We start from the raw sequence: 17,193 nt of genomic DNA on the forward strand, positions 1-17,193 counted from the left end.
GCGGGAGGCAAGGGCGGGAAGCCTGCCAGGATGGGTAGGGTGCCGCGGCAGCGATTCCCCGGTGGAACAACAGTCTGCGCTTGCCTGTCGGACGGCCGGTATTTATATCTGACAAATGCCTGATTATTCGTCCCGGCCGTCGCCGCTGCCACATATCCCGATGGATGCGCTCAGCGAAGTTCTGCAAGACTTTCGCTTGAGTGGCGTCAACTATGGCCGCTGCGAACTCCGGCACCCATGGAGCATAGACTTTCCGCAACAACAACTGCTTCGTTTTCACTTTGTCGGCCAGGGTCCATGTTGGATTCACACCGAAGCGCAAGGCTGGCAGGAGTTGCGCGATGGCGATCTGGTGCTGCTGCCGCAAGGCATCGCCCATCGGCTGGCGAGTGCGCCGGACGTGGTGGGCGACTCGCTCGAGGGCTGCCAGGTGATCAAGTTGGGCGGCAACGTTTGCGAAGTGATACGGCAGGGAACGGGCGCGACAAGCACCCTTTTCTGCGGCTCCATGTCTCTCGGCTCCTATGCGCTCAATCCGTTGGTCACGTTGATGCCGCCTCTCATCAAGGGTTGCGACGTGGCCGGCAATGACCCGATGGTCGGCCCTTTGCTGGCGGCCATGACGGTGGAGGCCGCGCAACCGCAGATGGGCAGCGCCACCATCCTGTCGCGTATGGCGGATTTGCTGACAGCCAGGCTCATACGCTGCTGGGTCAATTGCAACGGCGCCTCGACCACCGGTTGGCTCGCAGCCATCCGCGACCCCCATATAGGCCGCGCTCTGGCGGCCATGCACCGCGACCCCGGCCACAACTGGACGCTGGGAAGCCTCGCCGGCGTGGCAGGCCAATCGCGTTCGATTTTCGCCGAGCGCTTCAGCGCGGTATTGGGGGAGGGTGCCGCACATTATCTCGCCCGCCTGCGAATGCAGCTTGCCCGCGAGTTACTGGGCCAAAACGGCTTGTCGGTTGCCGAAGTCGCTACCCGTTTGGGCTATGATTCCGAGGCGTCCTTCGCCCGCGCGTTCAAGCGCATCACCAATGTCTCGCCAGGCGTTGTGCGTCGCACAATTCCCGGACGAATGGATATGAATTTCGGATTTTAAGGTACATAACATCCGGACGGACTCGCCTATCTAAGATCTCCAACTGTGGAGATCTTTCCGTGACTGACACAACACTACAGCTTGAAGACGCCGCCATCGGCCTTGATGCCGATGCACCAGCCGCGTGGAGCGCGGCCACATGGTTTGCGGTCCTATCATTGGCGGCCACCAGCTTTGCCCTGGTGTCAGCCGAGTTCTTGCCGGCAGGTCTGTTGACGCCGATGGCGCGCGATCTCGGCATCAGCGAGGGAACTGCCGGACAGGTCGTCACCGCCACCGCTTCCGTTGGCGCCGTGACGGCCATGTTGAGCAATGTTCTCATCGGCCGATTGAACCGCAAGGCGGTGCTGGTTGGCCTCATGGCCTTGGCGGTCGGTTCCAATATTCTTGCGGCGCTGGCGCCCAATTTCTGGCTGTTGTTGCTGGGCCGGGCCGGGCTGGGGATTGCTCTCAGCGCTTTCTGGGCACTTTCGGTTGCCGTCGTGTCGAGGCTGGTCGGCGCCAATGCGACAGGTCGAGGCATGGCGATCGTCACCCTCGGCGTCTCGCTCGCCACCATCGCCGCGCCGTCGATGGGTGCGTTGATCAGCGACTGGCTGGGATGGCGCAGCGCGATGGCCATGACGGCGGGGCTGGCCGCGCTTGCCATGCTGCTGCAGCTTCTCAGCCTGCCGACCTTGCCTGCGGCGGCAAGCAACAGCCTTGCAGACGTCTTTCGGCTGACACGGCGGCGTGGCATCCAACTCGGCATGCTTGCCATTGTTCTGCTGATGACCGGGCATTTTGCCGGCTCGGTCTATGTGCGCCCCTTCCTCGAACAGGTGACGCTCCTCACAACCGGGCCGATTGCCCTGGCGCTGCTCGGGTTCGGCATCGCCGCTGTGATCGGCAATATTGCCGGTGGCCGCCTGGCCGACACCAACATCCACATGGCCCTCGCAGTTACCGCCGCGTTGATGGCGTTTTCGGCACTCGCTTTGGTGCTTTGGGGCGCGCAAACCGGCGTTGCCTTCGGCTTTGTTACGCTGTGGGGCTTCGCCTTCGGCATGGCGCCGGTTGTGCTGCCGACCAATATGTCCCGCGCGGCGCCTGATGCGCTGGAAGCAGCAGGCAGCCTGATGGTCACTTCCTTCCAGGTTGCCATCACCGTCGGTGCGGTTGTCGGCGGTTATGTCGTGGACACCTATGGCGCTACGGGGCCTTTGACCCTAACCGCCGTCCTTGCCGCGGCGACGGCCGCACTGGCGCTGCTGCAGCCTCGTGGCTGAAACCTTGCTTCGTCTGACACGGGCGGCCTCAATCAGGCCGTCCGCGCCGTTGCAGCAGCGCTGCACAAGTTTATGCGCCGCACACGTTGCGTTTTGCCGCAATCGGCGGCTATGGGACGCCAGGCTTCGGCCGTTGGAAGGCAGCGACGATCAAGTTCTGCCTTCGTGAGGAGAATGACTGACATGAAGAAGTTTTTGCTCGTCGGCGTGGGTGTCGCCATGCTTGCCGCATCGGCCTGTTCGAAGGCGCCTGAATGCACGCAGGAAATCGCGGCCAAGAAGGCGCAGGAAATGACCGCCGCGCTGCAGGAAGCGATCACCAAGGATCCGACCAAGGCCGCCGACCTGACCGCCAAGGTGCAGGCTGTGACGACCAAATATCAGGGCGCCACCACGCCGGCCGACGCCTGCAAGGCCTATGACGAGCTGACGGCCGCCATCAAGGGCTGATTCTTCGTTCGGAAATTGAGAAAGGCGGTGGCTCGAGTAGCCGCCGCCTTTTTTGCTGGTGTTCTTAAAGCGCATCGCGCTGACACGGAGGACCGCCGGCACGCACAGGACCCCTGACACGTCGGCCTTGCTGTGGCTTGGGCCATCGGAGACGCTGACTTCGTCGGTTGCGCGCCACATGTCCGGTCGCGGCAGAAAGGTGCCGCCCCGAGCGGCCCGTGCTTGAGGAGCGCCAACCTGGCCGCAAGGTGGCCTGTCACTTCCCGACATCGAGCTGAGCGGAATCGCTCAGCTATCGCGCAGTGCAACCCCGTTCCGCGCTTTTTTCGGGGAACCGCTTGAGAGTCAGTTTTTGGCGATGGAGCCGACTTCGACGGCGTCGACGCGCTTGAGGCTCATACCGATGACCGGCACCAGTTGCTGGTCGACGCGCACGGCGATAGTCACCGTCATCGAATTGTCGTCGGGAATGCGGGCCTGCATGACGCCGCGCAATTGGTTGCGGTTGATGGTGAAGACGACTTTGCGGGCATCGACCACATTGCCGCCGATGATGTCCAGGCCCGACCCCGCGGCGCCGCCCATGAAATTGCCCTTGTAGTCGCGGCCCTTGCGCTCGACGGTCGCCGACATTTTCTGGGTGAAGACACCGACGCGGCAGTCGCCATCGAGCGTCATGCCGGTCTTGTTGTCCGGCGTCGAGCCGTCGAAGCTGCAGGTGAACTTCGTGCCCTTGTATTTGCCGGCGATGATTTCGCCCGGGCCGACCCATTTGCCTTCAACGGTGCGGAAGAACTGCTTGTCGGGCTCGGCTGCAAAGGCTTTCCCGGTCGGGCCCAGAGGTGCTGCAAGCGCGACCAGGGGCAGGACGCAGGACAAGATTACGCTTTTCATAGACGACACCCGGCAACAAGGAGGCTGTTGTTGGACGACCATGAACAAGATTGGTTAATGCTTGGTGACCGCGAGAGGGCGTTCACTTGCTTGAGGCGGGTGCTTCATTCTCTTTTTTGGCCGCAAACGAGGTCAGCGCCGACAGGAAATCGCCCATACCCGGCCGCCTGCCGGCAATGAAGGGCAGGGGCCGCGCCGTCTCCATGGCAGCAATGCCAATACGCGCCGTCATCATGCCGTTTACCACGCCTTCGCCGAGTTTCGCCGACAGCCGGGCGGCAAGGCCATGGCCGACGATCTGCTGGACGAAGCTGTCGCCGACGGCGATCGAGCCGGTCACCGCCAGATGGGCAAGAACGCTGCGCGCCAGCCGGAAAAAGCCCAGCGTGCCCGGCCTGCCGCCGTAGAGTTCGGACAAGCGGCGGATCAGGCGCCCGGCCTCGAACACGACATAGGCAACGTCTACGAGTGCGCGGGGGCTGACGGCGGTGACCAGCGACACGCGTTTGGCTGCTTCGAGGATCATCACCTTGGCTCTCGCATCGAGCGGCCCGAGAATCTCGGCCTCGGCCAGTCGCACCAGATTGCCGCCGTCGATGATCTCGCCGCGCAATTCGGCCAGGGAGCGCCTGCCGGCCGCGGTTTCGGGTTTCGCAGCGACAAAGGCCGAAAGCTCTTCGACGACGGCCCTTGCAGCCTTCGGATCGTCGCGCGCCACGGCATCGAGCGCCCGCTTTTGCAGTTTTTCGACCTCGGCCAGCCGGGCAATAGCCAGGAATTCCCGCACCAGCACGACCGCGAGCGCCAACACGGCAATTGCGGCCATTCCCGCTGCCAGCCACCCCAGCCACTCTGCGCGCTCGAACAGGTCGCGGATGAGTTGGTCGGTCCACAGGCCGACGGCGAGCGAAACCAGCACGCCGACCGCGCCGAAAAACAGGCTGGCAAACAGCGAGCGCCTGCGCGGCGCGGTCGCCGGCGGCGGTTCGGCGGCGACAATGTCGGGTTCGTTGAAGACATCGATCTCGGCCGGCAGGACGACGGCGCGCGACTTGCGTGCCGGCGGCTCGGCATGGTGGCGGCGCGTTTCCTGCTTCGGTTCGGCCTCCGGCTCGATGCGGAAAGCTGCCGGTCTGCGGGGCGCGGTCATGCCAGATGGTCTCCGATCAGGAACTGCAAGGCGCGGTCGAGCCTGATATGCGGCAGCGACAGCGTGACGCCTTCAGCGGTGCGTTCGAGCTTTGGCGGGCGAAAGCGCACGAAACGGATCGCCGGATCGTCGCTGCTCTGCCGGTGGTCGGCTTCGGAAACGTCGAAAACCGCGTCAATTTTCTCCGGCAAGTCCCCGGGAAATATGGCGGTTTCGGCATTACCATCAAAGGTTTCGCCGTTGATCTTCTCGCCCTTCAGCGGCGTGCCGATGATCACCGGCAGGGTTTCGCGGCCTTGCTTGACCGTGCCTTCGCGCGTCGCGCGCACCGCCGCCATGGCGACCACGTCGACATCGGCGCCGGTGAAATTTGCCCGCGCCACGGCGCGGTCGGCAAGCCGCCGCACGATTGCCTGCAGCCGGTCATGGCTTTCGTGATGCAAATGGTCGGCCTTAGTCGCGGCAACCAGAATGCGGTCGATGCGGCGTGAAAACAGGTCGGTGAGGAAATTGCCTCGGCCAGGACGGAAACAGGAGAGGATTTCGGTCACCGCGCGTTCCAGGTCGGCCATCGCGCCGGGGCCGGCGTTCAGCGCCTGCATGGCGTCGATCACCACGATCTGGCGGTCGAGGCGGGTGATGTGTTCGCGGAAGAACGGTTTCACCACATGCGTCTTGTAGGCCTCGTAGCGGCGCTCCATCATCGCTTGCAGCGAGCCGGACCGCGGCCGTTTCTCACCCTTGAGCAGCAAGGGCGCGAAGGTCAGCGCCGGCGATCCCTCGAGGTCGCCAGGCATCAGGAAACGGCCGGGCGGCAAGGTCGAAAGCGCCCGCTCGTCGAGCTTGCAGGCCTTGAGGTAGGCGGCAAAACTCTCGGCGAGGCGCCGCGCCTTCATCTCGTCGGCGTCGGCATTGGGTTCGATCCTCGCCGACAGCGCCCGCCAGTCCTGCGACAGGTCGGCCCGCACCGGCAGCATCGCCATCTCGAACGCCTCGCGCGAAAAATCTGCGAAGGATTTGCCGAGCAGCGGCAGGTCGAGCAGCCATTCGCCGGGGTAGTCGACGATGTCGACCGACAATCGGCCGCTGGAAAACATCCGGTTCCAACCGGAGGCAGACTCATATTCGATGGTGAGCCTGAGTTCCGAAATGGCGCGCGTCGAGTCCGGCCAGGTGCGGTCGTTGACCAGGGCGGAGATATGGTCCTCGTACTGAAAACGCGGCACGGCATCGTCCGGCTGTTCCTCGAGGAAGGCGCGCGCGATCCGTCCCGACTTCTGCGCCTCGAACAGCGGCAGGCGCCCGCCATGGATGAGATTGTGGACGAGAGCCGAGATGAACACCGTCTTGCCGGCCCGGGACAGGCCGGTGACGCCCAGCCGAAGCGACGGCGAAAAAAGCCCGCTCGCACGCCCCGACAGCGTATCCAGGGCAATTCTCGCTTCGTCGGTGAAAGTGGTCAGCGATGATGCCAAAATCTGTTCTCTCAGGCGTGCTCTTGCGCCCGATATAGGCTTTGCGGTTCAAGTTTGAAATGGCGCCCGGCCTCGGCCGGCTCGGCTCAGAGATCGACGGGCGTCAGGAAGGCTTCGAGGTAGCCCGCGCCTTGCGCAGCCTCCGTGAGGGTGCCGTCGAAGCGCACGACCGCAAGGCCGGAGGTCGGGAAACCATGGTTCATGATGGCCCGAGCAGCCTCGTCGCCGTCGCCCGAGACCGCCATGGCAAGGTCTTCCGTCATCGGATTGTGGCCGATGACCAGCAGCGAGCCGGGGCCGCCATTGCTGCGGATGATGGCGAGGTAGCCGGCGGCATCCTCGCTGTAGAGCGTGTCGAAGAACAGCACCCGGCCGGTATCGGTGTGGCCGGCGATGCCTTCCAGCGTCTGGCGCGCCCGCTTGGCGTTGGAGCAGAGCGTGATATCGGGGATGTAGTTGCGGGCACGCATCGCCGTCCCCATCATTTCGGCATCGGCAATGCCGGATGCGTCGAGCGGGCGATCGAAGTCGCGCACGCCGGGCAGGGCCCAGCCAGCCTTCGCATGCCTCAACAGATACAGTCTGCTCACCGGACCCCCAATGGTGTGCTGCCCACCAATGACACAACTGGATTAGCCACGAGAAAGGCCTGAGGCACAATGGGCGGCGACGCCCAAGCGCAGCGAATCATGTGCGAATTCGCCCGCGCCCTTCCTATGGAAGGCTTTGCTGAGGATCGCCCGCGCGGCATTAACAATTGCGTGAAACGCGCGCGGATTACGCTTGTGCAGCCTTCTCTGCGCGAATATATAGGCGCCAAATTTGGGGTTGTTGGGTGAGTCGAATGAACGATATCGTTACAGCCAATTACGTACCCTCCGAAGACGAGCCGTTCATGAACGAACGGCAGAAATCCTACTTTCGCCTGAAGCTCGTCACCTGGAAGACCGACATACTGCGCGAAGCGCGCGAAACCCTCGAAATCCTGCAGCAGGAAAACGCCAACCATCCCGATCTCGCCGATCGCGCTTCCTCGGAAACCGACCGCGCCATCGAGCTTCGGGCCCGCGACCGCCAGCGCAAGCTCATTTCAAAGATCGATTCGGCGCTGCAGCGCATCGATGAAGGCACTTACGGCTATTGCGAGGAAACCGGCGAGCCGATCGCGCTGAAGCGTCTCGACGCGCGTCCGATCGCGACCTTGTCGATCGAAGCGCAGGAGCGCCACGAACGCCGCGAGAAGGTCTATCGCGACGATTGAGCCGCTGCCGTCAGGCAGGACTGTTTCATCAGAAATGGCCGGGTTTCCCGGCCATTTGTGTTTTTAGCGAAGGGTTTAATCGCACGAAGTTAAAGCGCGTCGCGCTGAAACGGACGACGCGCTTTAAGCGCCGTTCCGATCGGGAAGCGGCAAGATGTGACGGTTCGCCGGGCTTTATCGTTTCTGGCTGGCGAGTTCGCCGAGCAGCTTGGTCATCTCGTCGTCGAGAGACTGCGGTGCCTTCGCAGCCGGCTTGCTTGCCGTTTTGGGGTGCGAATCGTCGAGCGAGACCTCGAGCTCCCGCATCAGGGTATCGTCGATGGACTCATGCTTCGGTGGCGGGGCCTGCCGGGCAGTATTGGCGGCGGAGCCATAGGCCGGCAGCGGTGTCACATTGCTCGCCTGGTAGATTTGAGCCGGTTTCGGCGCCGGTGCGGCCTGGCGCGGCGGAACGGCGGCTGGAGCAGCCCTTACCGGTTGCGGCGGTGGCGCCTGCCTTGCGGGCGCGGTGGGAGCGGGTTGTGCTGCGCGCGGACGCGGCGCCTGTTGCTGCTGGCCAACACCGCCATCGCCGGTCAATGCCGGACGGCGTGGCGCTGCAAGCCTGATATCGCGCTCGACGACGACGTCGGTTGGGCCGCCGATCAAAAGCAGGTGTTCGATGTCGTCGCGACGGATGAGCACCAGCCGGCGGTGGCTGTCGACCGCCGTGGCGTCCATGACCGCCAGCCGTGTCTTGCGGTTCCTGCCGCCGGCAACGAAGGTGCCGAAGGTCAGGTTGCGGACCAGCCTGATGATGATGAGCACGATGACCAGCAGGACAAGGGCAGCAAACGTCCACAGCAGCGCTGCGGCATATCCGGGACCCGCCACATTATCCAGCCACTGCATCGGTGCCCCCAATCGGCTTTTGAAGTGGAGGGACACTAGACCGTTGCGGCCAGCCACCGCAAGTTGCCTTCACGCTTCGTGAACAGCTTGAAAACACCGACGCGTCATTTTTATCCGACATTTGCCGCCAGGGCCTTTTCCGGATTAGGAGAATGTGATTCAACCGGCCGGGGGCGGTGTCGGACAACTCACGAGCAGGGGGCATATGGCCAGGGAAACGCGCGGCGATTTCTATCCGGTACCGATCGTCGATCAGAACACGCGGCCAGGCGCGGTTACCCGGCTCATCGTGTTCATCATCGTCCTGACTGGGGCCGCGATCGTTTTCGGCATTTTCCGCGAGCGTCTTGGCGATCCGTTCCTGCTCGGCATGCTGGGCGTGCTTGCCATGATCGGCGTCGGCTTCCTGTTCGCCACGGCCATCGGCTTCGTGCAGATCGCGCCGCGTTCGACCGGGGACGAACTGTCGAAGGCCTTCGTCGATTCGATGTCGCAGGGCCTGATCGTCACCGACACCAAGGGCCGCGTCGTCTACGCCAACCGGGCCTACGCCGAGATGACCGGTGCTGCGTCGGCCGCCGATCTGAAGACGGTCGAAGGCCTGCTTTCCGATGTCCCCGAAGCTTCGGTGACCATATACCGGCTGGCCTCGGGCTTGCGCGATGGCCAGGCCGGCGACGGTGAGTTCCGGCTGGCACAGTCGATCCGGCCGGGCGCCGAACCCGGCGCGCGCTGGTACCGGGCGCGAGCCCGTACCTTCAGCGTTCCCGGTCAGCGCCTGCCGATGCTTGCCTGGCAACTCGCCGACATCTCGCAGGAACGGGCCGAGCAGGAGCGTTTCTTCCTCGACTTGCAGAAGGCCATCGACCATCTCGACCATGCGCCGGCCGGTTTCTTCTCGGCCGACCAGGAAGGCCGTGTCACCTACATCAACGCCACGCTCGCCGAATGGCTGGGCATCGATCTGGCGAGCTTCACCCCTGGCGCCGTGACACTCCCGGAAATCGTCGCCGGCGATGGCATGGCGCTGGTGCGCTCGGTCAAGGCCGATCCCGGCACCACCCGCAACGCCGTCATCGATCTCGATCTTACGACGACGACCGGCGAGGCGCTGCCGGTGCGCTTCATGCATCGGGTCTCGGCCAGCCGCGAGGGGACCAACGGTCCCACCCGCACCATCGTGCTCAACCGCACGCAGGGCGAGGACGCATCGGCCGATCTTCGGGCTTCGGAGGTACGCTTCACTCGCTTCTTCAATTCGACGCCGATGGCCATTGCCGCCGTCGACAATGGCGGCCGCATCCTGCGCACCAATGCGCCGTTCCTGTCGCTGTTTTCCTCCGTCGTCGACGGCGACGCGGTCGACCGCCGCGTGCGGCTGGACACCGTGATCCACGAGCGCGACCGGCCGGCCTTTGCCGCCGCGTTCGAAAAGGCGCGGCTGAGGCAGGCCGACATCGAGCCGATCGACACGCTGCTGCCCGGCAATGAGGAGCGTCACATCCGCTTCTACGTCAACGCCGTCGCCGACGGCACGGGCGAGGGCGCCGAGGAATCGGCCATCGTCTATGCCGTCGAGACCACCGAGCAGAAGGCGCTCGAGGGCCAGATGGCGCAGAGCCAGAAGATGCAGGCGGTCGGACAGCTCGCCGGCGGCATCGCCCACGACTTCAACAATGTGCTGACCGCCATCATCATGGCGTCGGATCTTTTGCTGACCAATCACCGGCCGTCGGACCCATCCTTCCCCGACATCATGAACATCAAGCAGAATGCCAACCGGGCGGCCTCGCTGGTGCGGCAGTTGCTCGCCTTCTCGCGCAAGCAGACATTGCGGCCGGAAGTGCTGAACCTGACCGACGTGCTTGCCGATCTCCGGATGCTGCTTGCCCGCCTCGTTGGCAACGAGATCAAGCTGAAGGTCGACCACGGCCGCGATTTGTGGCCGGTCAAGGTCGATATCGGCCAGTTCGAGCAGGTGGTGGTCAACCTGGCCGTCAACGCGCGCGACGCCATGCCGGCCGGCGGCGACCTCACCGTGCGCACCCGCAACGTCACCGCCGAACAATGCAAGAGCTTCTCCTACCGCGAGCTCACGCCTACCGACTATGTCGTGGTCGAGGTCGAGGATAGCGGCTCGGGCATTGCCCCGGACGTGCTGAAGAAGATTTTTGAGCCGTTCTTCACCACCAAGGAAGTCGGCAAAGGCACCGGCCTTGGCCTGTCGATGGTCTATGGCATCATCAAGCAGACCGGCGGCTTCATCTTCTGCGATTCCGAAGTCGGCAAGGGCTCGACCTTCCGCATCTTCTTGCCGCGCCATATCGTGGAGGCGAAGAAGCCCGGCGACGTAAGCGAGGCGCCGGCTGCGCCGGTGAAAGCCGCCGACAGCGCCAAGGACCTGTCGGGCTCGGCCACTGTGCTCCTCGTCGAGGACGAAGACGCCGTGCGCATGGGCGGCTCGCGGGCGCTGACCTCGCGCGGCTATACCGTCCATGAGGCCTCCTCGGGCGTCGAGGCGCTGGAAGTCTTCGAGGCGCTCGGCGGCAAAGTCGATATCGTGGTGTCCGACGTGGTGATGCCGGAAATGGACGGACCGACGCTGCTCGGCGAACTGCGCAAGCGCCAGCCCGACATCAAGTTCGTCTTCGTGTCCGGCTATGCGGAAGACGCTTTCGCCAGAAACCTGCCGCCGGACGCGCAATTCGGCTTCCTGCCGAAGCCGTTCTCCCTCAAGCAGCTGGCCACCGTGGTCAAGGATGTGTTGGAGTCTTAGGGCGCCCTAATTCAAAGCTTGCGCAATGACGTGACGCTGCCATGATTGCAGGCGAAACGGGCGGCGGGTATTGGGGAGCATGTCGTGACGCCGCACAACGAGGCTGCCAGGGGTGACTATGCCGCAACGGTGCTGTTACCGGGCGATCCGCAACGCGCCGAGTGGATGGCAAAGACATTTCTTGAGGCACCGCGCTGCGTCAACCGCCGCCGGGGCGCACTCGGCTTCACTGGTCTCTATCGCGGCCGTCCCATCAGCATCCAGGCCACCGGCATCGGTGTCCCGTCTTTCCTGGTCTATGTGCATGAACTCCTGGATGTTCACGGCGTCAAAACGCTGATCCGCACAGGTACCTGCGGCGGCCTGACACCCCGCGTGCCGCTGCGCTCCTTGGTGATCTCGCAGTCGGTGCGCGCCGAAAGCGACCAAAGCGGCCAGGTCTTCGGCCTCTACGATGCTGCCGCCGGGCCCGATCCCGGCCTGTTCGCCCACGCTTTGGCCTGCGCCGCCCAGCTCGGCATCGACCACCAGGCCGGGCTGACCATCTGCAGCGATGTCTTCTACCACCCTGAAGGGCGCGACCGCTTTGCCGAAGCGCAGGCGCTTGGGGCTCTCGCTGTCGATATGGAAACCAGCGCACTCTACCGAATCGCGGCGCATTTCGGCGCCCGCGCGCTGTCGCTGCTGACCGTCGTCGACAACATCGTGACCGGCGAACAGACTGCCTATTCCGAACGTCAGGCGCTGTTCACCGATATGGCGCGGCTCGGGCTCGACGTTGCGGCGGAACGCTAGCTTCCTCAGGCCGCTTCGCGCTTCGGCGTCAGCTCATCCATGTCTGGCCGGTGACCGCGCAGATAAAGCGCGCAGGTGGTACGCAGCATCGACGCGAAGTTGGGAATGGCGCCGTTGATCTCGATCGCCTCGTCATAGAGTTTTGAGATGAACTTCGGCGTCGTCAGGCCCTGGCTGTCGGCAATTTCGTCAAGCAGCGCCCAGAACGTTCCTTCAAGCTGGATACTCGTAGAGTGACCGTCGATGCGGATCGACCGGTTGATCTGTCGATAGCCTTCCGGATCCTGCCCGGCAAAAACCCTGCACATCCTTACCTCCCGATATTGTTGGTTTTGGGCGCAGCGTGTCGCGCCTTCAAGTTGTGGTTGTCCCTGCATGTTCGGCCTTGTGGGCCGAATCGGCAATCGGACTTTCGTCTTTAGGCGCAGGCATAGCAGCGATTGCAAATTTAGCCGTGGTAACCGGCTGCCACCACCTTTCACGCGTGCCGCCCATAATCGCCTCCAACATGCAGCGGCGGAGACTGATTTGGCGAAGGCAATCCATTCCATGATCCGGGTTCTCCAAGAGGCCAGATCCGTCGATTTCTACAGAAACGCTTTCGGGCTCGACGTCGCCGACAGGCTGGATTTCGAGACATTCACGCTGATTTACCTTGCCAACGCCGAAACGGGGTTCGAGCTCGAACTCACCGTGAACAAGGGCCGCACCGAGCCTTATGGGCTTGGCGACGGTTACGGCCATCTGGCGGTCTCGGTGTCCGATCTCGACAGCGAACACGACCGGATCGGCGCGCTCGGCCTCAACCCCAAGAAGATCGTCGAATTCAACCGCGACGGATCGCTGATCGCCCGCTTTTTCTTCATCGAGGACCCCGACGGCTACAAGATCGAGGTTCTGCAGCGTGGAGGGCGCTTCCAGTAGGGGATTATCAGCCGCATTCAGCCGCGCGGCGCCAGCAACGGCGCTGTTCAAGGGCGCAAACAGCAAGCAGGGAGGAACAAATGGTCACGATCTATGACGCGAGGCTCTCACGTCGTGAACTTCTCAAACGCGGCGGCATCGGCGCGTTGCTCGTCATTTCCGGCAGCGCCGTCATCAGCCCTGAAAATGCCTGGGGGCTCGAGACATCGGCGCTCAAGCCCGAAGCCATGGCAACGCTGATCCAGATGGCGCGCGACATCTATCCGCACGATCAGGTGCCCGACAAATACTACGCCATCGCCGTAAAAGGGCATGATGAGCAGGCCGGCAAGGACGCTGCCTACAAGACGATGATCGAAGACGGCATCGCCAACCTCGACAAGAAGTCGGGCGAGGGCGGCTATCGCGGCCTCGGCTGGGAGGAGCAGCGCGTTGCCGTGCTGCAGCAGATCGAGGCGACGCCGTTCTTCCAGTCCATCCGCGGCGGCCTCGTCGTCAGCCTCTACAACCAGCAGGAGGTGTGGCCGATTTTCGGCTACGAGGGCGAATCCTACTCCAAGGGCGGCTACATCGCGCGCGGTTTCGACGACATAGAGTGGCTCTGAGCCCTTCCGTCGTTCTGAAACCCCGCAAACAGGAATTCATGGGAGGAAACCATGGCAGCTTCATTTGATCTCAACAACGACGGCGTGGTCGTGATCATCGGCTCCGGCGCCGGCGGCGGCACGCTCGGCAACGAACTCGCCCAGAAAGGCGTCGATGTCGTCATCCTCGAGGCCGGCGCGCGCCACGAATACGAGGATTTCATCAATGATGAGTGGGGTTCCTTCAGCCAACTCGCCTGGACGGACAAGCGCACGACGTCCGGCGACTGGCGGGTGTCGAAGGATTTCCCCAATTTGCCGGCCTGGATAGTCAAATCGGTCGGCGGCTCGACCACGCACTGGGCCGGCGCCTCGCTGCGCTTCCAGGAGCATGAGTTCAAGACGCTCTCGACCTACGGCAAGCTGGAAGGCGCCAACCTGCTGGACTGGCCGGTCACATTGGCCGAGATGGAGCCGTACTACGCCAAGGCGGAAGCCAAGATGGGCGTCACCGGCACCAATGGCTGGCCGCGGCTGCCCGGCAACAACAATTTCAAGGTGCTCAAGGCCGGCGCCGACAAGCTCGGCTACAAGGAATGTCATACCGGCAACATGGCAATCAATTCGGTCGAGCGTGATGACCGGAACTCCTGCCAACAGACCGGCTTCTGCTTCCAGGGCTGCAAATGGGGCGCCAAATGGTCGACGCTCTATACCGAGATCCCCAAGGGCGAGGCCTCCGGCCATCTCGAAGTCCGGCCGAATGCCATGGCGATCAAGATCAACCACGACGCCTCAGGCAAGGTGACCGGCGTCGTCTATGCCGACAAGGACGGCAAGCTGCAGGAACAGAAGGCCCGCATTGTCGCCGTCGCCGGCAACTCGATCGAAAGCCCGCGCCTGCTGCTAAACTCCGAGTCAGCGAAGTTTCCGCAAGGGCTTGCCAATTCGTCGGGGCAGGTCGGCAAGAACTACATGCGCCACACCACCGGTTCGGTCTACGCCATCTTCGACCAACCGGTGCATATGTATCGCGGCACCACCATGGCCGGCATTATCCGCGACGAGGCGCGGCACGATCCCTCACGCGGCTTTGTCGGCGGCTATGAATTCGAGACGCTGTCGCTCGGCTTGCCCTTCATGGCCGCCTTCCTCAATCCCGGCGGCTGGGGCCGTTCCTTCACCACCGCGCTCGACCACTATGATCACATGGCTGGCCTGTGGATCGTCGGCGAGGACATGCCGCGCGCGGAAAACCGCGTCACGCTGCACAAGGACGAGAAGGACGCGCACGGCATGCCGATCGCCGACGTGCATTTCGATGATCATCCCAACGACACGGCGATGCGCAACCATGCCTACAAGCAGGCCACAGCGCTTTATGATGCGGTCGGCGCGACGCGCTCCTTCCCGACGCCGCCCTATCCCTCAACCCACAATCTCGGCACCAACCGGATGAGTGAAAAGGCGGAAGACGGCGTCGTCAACAAGCACGGCCAGGCGCACGACATCAAAAACCTGTTCGTGTCGGACGGCAGCCAGTTCACCACCGGTGCGGCTGAAAATCCGACGCTGACGATCGTGTCGCTGGCTATCCGCCAGGCCGAATACATCGCTTCGCAAATGTCGGCCAAGACGATCTGAGCCGTCCTCCCGGATCGCTACGCGGAACGCGCATGGCGCGTTCCGCCCTTTTCCCTAGGACACTATGCGCCGACCGGCTGTCCGTCCTTGCGGCGGATGGCGACGACGGACGGCCGCGGCAATTGGCCATCCCTGAAGTCGGGCCACAGCGTCTGCGCCTTGTCGAGCGTCTCTGCATCTTCCGCAGGGTGCTGCACCGACAGGAACAAAGTCGAGCCGTCCGGCGTGAAGCACGGGCCGGTCGCTTCGGCGCCGTGCGGGCAGGTGAACAGCAGCTTCGGCAGGCCGCGCGCCGCACCTTCGGTGTCGACGCCATAGACGCCGTCCGGCAGGTCGAAATCATTGGCGCCGTCCGTCGCCACCCACAGCCGCCCGGCCGGATCGAAGGTGATGTTGTCGGGGCAGACGAACCAGCCATTGTCCGACGTATCCGGATGAAAAGTGGCGCCGACCTTGGCATCCTTCGGGTTGCCGCAGAGCACGAACAGGTCCCAGGCATACTTTTCCGCCGTGTGGTCGGCATCCGCGCCGCGGCCGCCGGGCGGGATCAGTTCGACAATATGGCCCCACAGGTTCTCCGGCCGCGTGTTGGCCGGATTGACCTTCGACTGGTCGCGCTTCTTGTTCTTGGTCATCACCGCATAGACGCGGCCGGTCACCGGATTGGTCTCGATGTCCTCGGGCCGGTCCATCGGCGTGGCGCCGAGCGCATCTGCCGCAAACCGCGTCTTCAACAGCACCTCGGCCTGGTCGGCAAAACCGTTCTCGACGGTAAGCTTGCCCTGGCCGTGCACCAACGGCAGCCACGTCATCGAGCCATCGGCATCGAAGCGGGCGACCGACAGCACGCCATCGTCGAGCAGATCGGCGCCGGAGGCCGGGTTGGCCTTGTCATAGGCCTTGGCCGAGACGAAGCGGTACATATATTCGAAATAGTCGTCGTCACCCATATAGACGACAACGCGGCCGTCCTTGTTGAGGACCACGGTCGAGGCCTCATGCGACATGCGGCCAAGTGCCGTGCGCTTCACCGGCCTGGACTGAGGATCGTAAGGGTCGATCTCGACCACCCAGTCGAAGCGGTTGGCCTCGTTCGGTTCCTTGTCGAGGTTGAAGCGGTCATGGAAGCGGCCGCGGCCATAGATGTCGGAGCCGTCGAAGCCGTAACGGTCGAGCAGGTCGGCAGTCGGCGCCTTTTTCGGGTCGCCGCCGAAAATGTCGGACACGCCTTCCTCGCAGGTCAGCACCGTACCCCAGGGGGTGAAACCGCCGCTGCAATTATAGCTGGTGCCGAGCACTTTCGTGCCAGTCGGGTCGGCCGAAGTTTTCATCAGCGCATGGCCGGCAACCGGTCCGGAAACGGTCATTTCGGTGTTGGCGGTGATGCGGCGGTTGAGCGGGCTGTCCGCCACGGTTTCCCACTTGCCGTCCTTCACCTGCACCTCGAGGATCGAATGGCCCATCGCGGCCATGCCGAGATTGACCTGTTCCCTGGTCATCGTCTTGCCGGCATCGCCCTCGGTCATCCCCGGAAACATCACATTGGGCGAGATGTATTCGTTGTTGACGCAGAGCAGGCCATGATCGGAATTCACCGTGCCCTTGGGCAGCGGCATGAAGGCGATGTAGTCGCAATTGTAGCCGAAGCGCTTTTCCTGTTCCTCCGCCGCGACCTTGTTGCCGTCGAATTCGGCGAGGCCGGCTGCAAGCGGGTCGCCCCAGCGCGCGACGATGGTCGTCTCATAGCCTTCGGCGGCGGCATGGGTCTTGTCGTAGACCCGCTTCAGCTCGGGAAAGCCGAGCGTCGACTGCGCTGCGGCGGCATGCGTTTCGCCGGCAAACAAGGAGCCGACAAAGCTGCCGCCGGCAATCAGCGCGCCGGAGGCGAGGCTGCCTTTCAAAAGAGACCGGCGCGAGACGCGCTCGGCAATGATTTCGCGGATGACGGGGGAGGATGAAGACGGTGTATTGGCCAT

Annotated in this window: 16 protein-coding genes; 9 read left to right on the plus strand and 7 right to left on the minus strand. The window is 63.6% G+C overall.

From position 1 onward, the window contains the following. Window positions 1-115: 115 nt before the first annotated feature. The 3 genes from ACYG97_RS07725 (at window position 116) to ACYG97_RS07735 (ending at window position 2,823) form a co-directional block, all read left to right on the plus strand. Window positions 116-1,105, plus strand: coding sequence for an AraC family transcriptional regulator (locus ACYG97_RS07725; protein ID WP_023734301.1), 990 nt, complete (start codon window positions 116-118; stop codon window positions 1,103-1,105). Between the two features lie 59 nt (window positions 1,106-1,164). Next, a complete protein-coding gene (locus ACYG97_RS07730) occupies window positions 1,165-2,373 on the plus strand; it encodes an MFS transporter (RefSeq protein WP_023734302.1) in 1,209 nt (402 codons plus the stop codon). Between the two features lie 183 nt (window positions 2,374-2,556). Further along, the gene (locus ACYG97_RS07735) at window positions 2,557-2,823 is read left to right on the plus strand and encodes a hypothetical protein (protein WP_023673496.1); all 267 of its coding nucleotides are present in this window, start codon (window positions 2,557-2,559) and stop codon (window positions 2,821-2,823) included. 345 nt (window positions 2,824-3,168) lie between these two features. Here ACYG97_RS07735 and ACYG97_RS07740 read toward each other — a convergent pair whose 3' ends face one another. The 4 genes from ACYG97_RS07740 to ACYG97_RS07755 all read right to left on the minus strand — a co-directional run bounded on the left by ACYG97_RS07740 (window position 3,169) and on the right by ACYG97_RS07755 (window position 6,932). Beyond that, a complete protein-coding gene (locus ACYG97_RS07740; RefSeq protein ID WP_023673495.1) occupies window positions 3,169-3,717 on the minus strand; it encodes a hypothetical protein in 549 nt (182 codons plus the stop codon). An 82-nt stretch (window positions 3,718-3,799) separates the two neighbouring features. After that, complete coding sequence (locus ACYG97_RS07745; protein WP_023734303.1) at window positions 3,800-4,867, minus strand: YcjF family protein; 1,068 nt, start codon at window positions 4,865-4,867, stop codon at window positions 3,800-3,802. Continuing rightward, complete coding sequence (locus tag ACYG97_RS07750; RefSeq protein ID WP_023734304.1) at window positions 4,864-6,342, minus strand: YcjX family GTP-binding protein; 1,479 nt, start codon at window positions 6,340-6,342, stop codon at window positions 4,864-4,866. Before ACYG97_RS07750 ends, ACYG97_RS07745 begins: the two co-directional genes overlap by 4 nt. An 86-nt stretch (window positions 6,343-6,428) precedes the next feature. Further along, window positions 6,429-6,932, minus strand: a complete 504-nt coding sequence (locus ACYG97_RS07755; RefSeq protein WP_023693370.1) for a SixA phosphatase family protein — start codon at window positions 6,930-6,932, stop codon at window positions 6,429-6,431. A gap of 254 nt (window positions 6,933-7,186) precedes the next feature. On the opposite strand from ACYG97_RS07755, the gene dksA reads away from it, so the two are divergent. Further along, window positions 7,187-7,603: an RNA polymerase-binding protein DksA gene (dksA, locus tag ACYG97_RS07760; protein ID WP_023673491.1), complete on the plus strand. Its 417-nt coding sequence runs from the start codon at window positions 7,187-7,189 to the stop codon at window positions 7,601-7,603. A gap of 174 nt (window positions 7,604-7,777) precedes the next feature. Here dksA and ACYG97_RS07765 read toward each other — a convergent pair whose 3' ends face one another. After that, window positions 7,778-8,494, minus strand: a complete 717-nt coding sequence (locus ACYG97_RS07765) for a flagellar biosynthetic protein FliO (RefSeq protein ID WP_023734305.1) — start codon at window positions 8,492-8,494, stop codon at window positions 7,778-7,780. Window positions 8,495-8,699: 205 nt separating this feature from the next. Here ACYG97_RS07765 and cckA point away from each other — a divergent pair, with 205 nt between their 5' ends. Then, window positions 8,700-11,270, plus strand: coding sequence for a cell cycle histidine kinase CckA (gene cckA, locus ACYG97_RS07770; RefSeq protein WP_023696496.1), 2,571 nt, complete (start codon window positions 8,700-8,702; stop codon window positions 11,268-11,270). Window positions 11,271-11,354: 84 nt separating this feature from the next. Beyond that, window positions 11,355-12,065, plus strand: coding sequence for a purine-nucleoside phosphorylase (locus tag ACYG97_RS07775; protein ID WP_023734306.1), 711 nt, complete (start codon window positions 11,355-11,357; stop codon window positions 12,063-12,065). 5 nt (window positions 12,066-12,070) lie between these two features. Here the strand turns inward: ACYG97_RS07775 and ACYG97_RS07780 are convergent, their stop codons facing one another. Beyond that, on the minus strand, window positions 12,071-12,373 hold the full coding sequence (locus ACYG97_RS07780) for a ribbon-helix-helix domain-containing protein (protein WP_023670924.1): 303 nt from the start codon (window positions 12,371-12,373) through the stop codon (window positions 12,071-12,073). 220 nt (window positions 12,374-12,593) lie between these two features. Between ACYG97_RS07780 and ACYG97_RS07785 the strand changes: the two genes are divergently transcribed. The 3 genes from ACYG97_RS07785 to ACYG97_RS07795 all read left to right on the plus strand — a co-directional run bounded on the left by ACYG97_RS07785 (window position 12,594) and on the right by ACYG97_RS07795 (window position 15,217). After that, on the plus strand, window positions 12,594-12,989 hold the full coding sequence (locus ACYG97_RS07785) for a VOC family protein (protein ID WP_023684616.1): 396 nt from the start codon (window positions 12,594-12,596) through the stop codon (window positions 12,987-12,989). Between the two features lie 80 nt (window positions 12,990-13,069). Further along, window positions 13,070-13,594: a twin-arginine translocation pathway signal gene (locus ACYG97_RS07790; protein ID WP_023706177.1), complete on the plus strand. Its 525-nt coding sequence runs from the start codon at window positions 13,070-13,072 to the stop codon at window positions 13,592-13,594. Between the two features lie 51 nt (window positions 13,595-13,645). Then, window positions 13,646-15,217 carry a GMC family oxidoreductase gene (locus ACYG97_RS07795; protein WP_023688646.1) on the plus strand — a complete coding sequence of 524 codons (1,572 nt, stop codon included), beginning with the start codon at window positions 13,646-13,648 and terminating at the stop codon, window positions 15,215-15,217. Window positions 15,218-15,279: 62 nt separating this feature from the next. Here ACYG97_RS07795 and ACYG97_RS07800 read toward each other — a convergent pair whose 3' ends face one another. Then, window positions 15,280-17,193: a PhoX family protein gene (locus ACYG97_RS07800; RefSeq protein ID WP_031262358.1), complete on the minus strand. Its 1,914-nt coding sequence runs from the start codon at window positions 17,191-17,193 to the stop codon at window positions 15,280-15,282.

The sequence above is a fragment of the Mesorhizobium sp. W067 genome (assembly GCF_054719525.1).

Bases quoted from the DNA above. Each gene is read 5' to 3' on its own strand.
- ACYG97_RS07725 (WP_023734301.1), top strand. From the start codon at position 116: ATGCCTGATTATTCGTCCCGGCCGTCGCCGCTGCCACATATCCCGATG.
- ACYG97_RS07735 (WP_023673496.1), top strand. From the start codon at position 2,557: ATGAAGAAGTTTTTGCTCGTCGGCGTGGGTGTCGCCATGCTTGCCGCA.
- ACYG97_RS07740 (WP_023673495.1), bottom strand. From the start codon at position 3,717: ATGAAAAGCGTAATCTTGTCCTGCGTCCTGCCCCTGGTCGCGCTTGCA.
- ACYG97_RS07745 (WP_023734303.1), bottom strand. From the start codon at position 4,867: ATGACCGCGCCCCGCAGACCGGCAGCTTTCCGCATCGAGCCGGAGGCC.
- dksA (WP_023673491.1), top strand. From the start codon at position 7,187: ATGAACGATATCGTTACAGCCAATTACGTACCCTCCGAAGACGAGCCG.
- ACYG97_RS07765 (WP_023734305.1), bottom strand. From the start codon at position 8,494: ATGCAGTGGCTGGATAATGTGGCGGGTCCCGGATATGCCGCAGCGCTG.
- cckA (WP_023696496.1), top strand. From the start codon at position 8,700: ATGGCCAGGGAAACGCGCGGCGATTTCTATCCGGTACCGATCGTCGAT.
- ACYG97_RS07780 (WP_023670924.1), bottom strand. From the start codon at position 12,373: ATGTGCAGGGTTTTTGCCGGGCAGGATCCGGAAGGCTATCGACAGATC.
- ACYG97_RS07790 (WP_023706177.1), top strand. From the start codon at position 13,070: ATGGTCACGATCTATGACGCGAGGCTCTCACGTCGTGAACTTCTCAAA.
- ACYG97_RS07795 (WP_023688646.1), top strand. From the start codon at position 13,646: ATGGCAGCTTCATTTGATCTCAACAACGACGGCGTGGTCGTGATCATC.
- ACYG97_RS07800 (WP_031262358.1), bottom strand. From the start codon at position 17,193: ATGGCCAATACACCGTCTTCATCCTCCCCCGTCATCCGCGAAATCATT.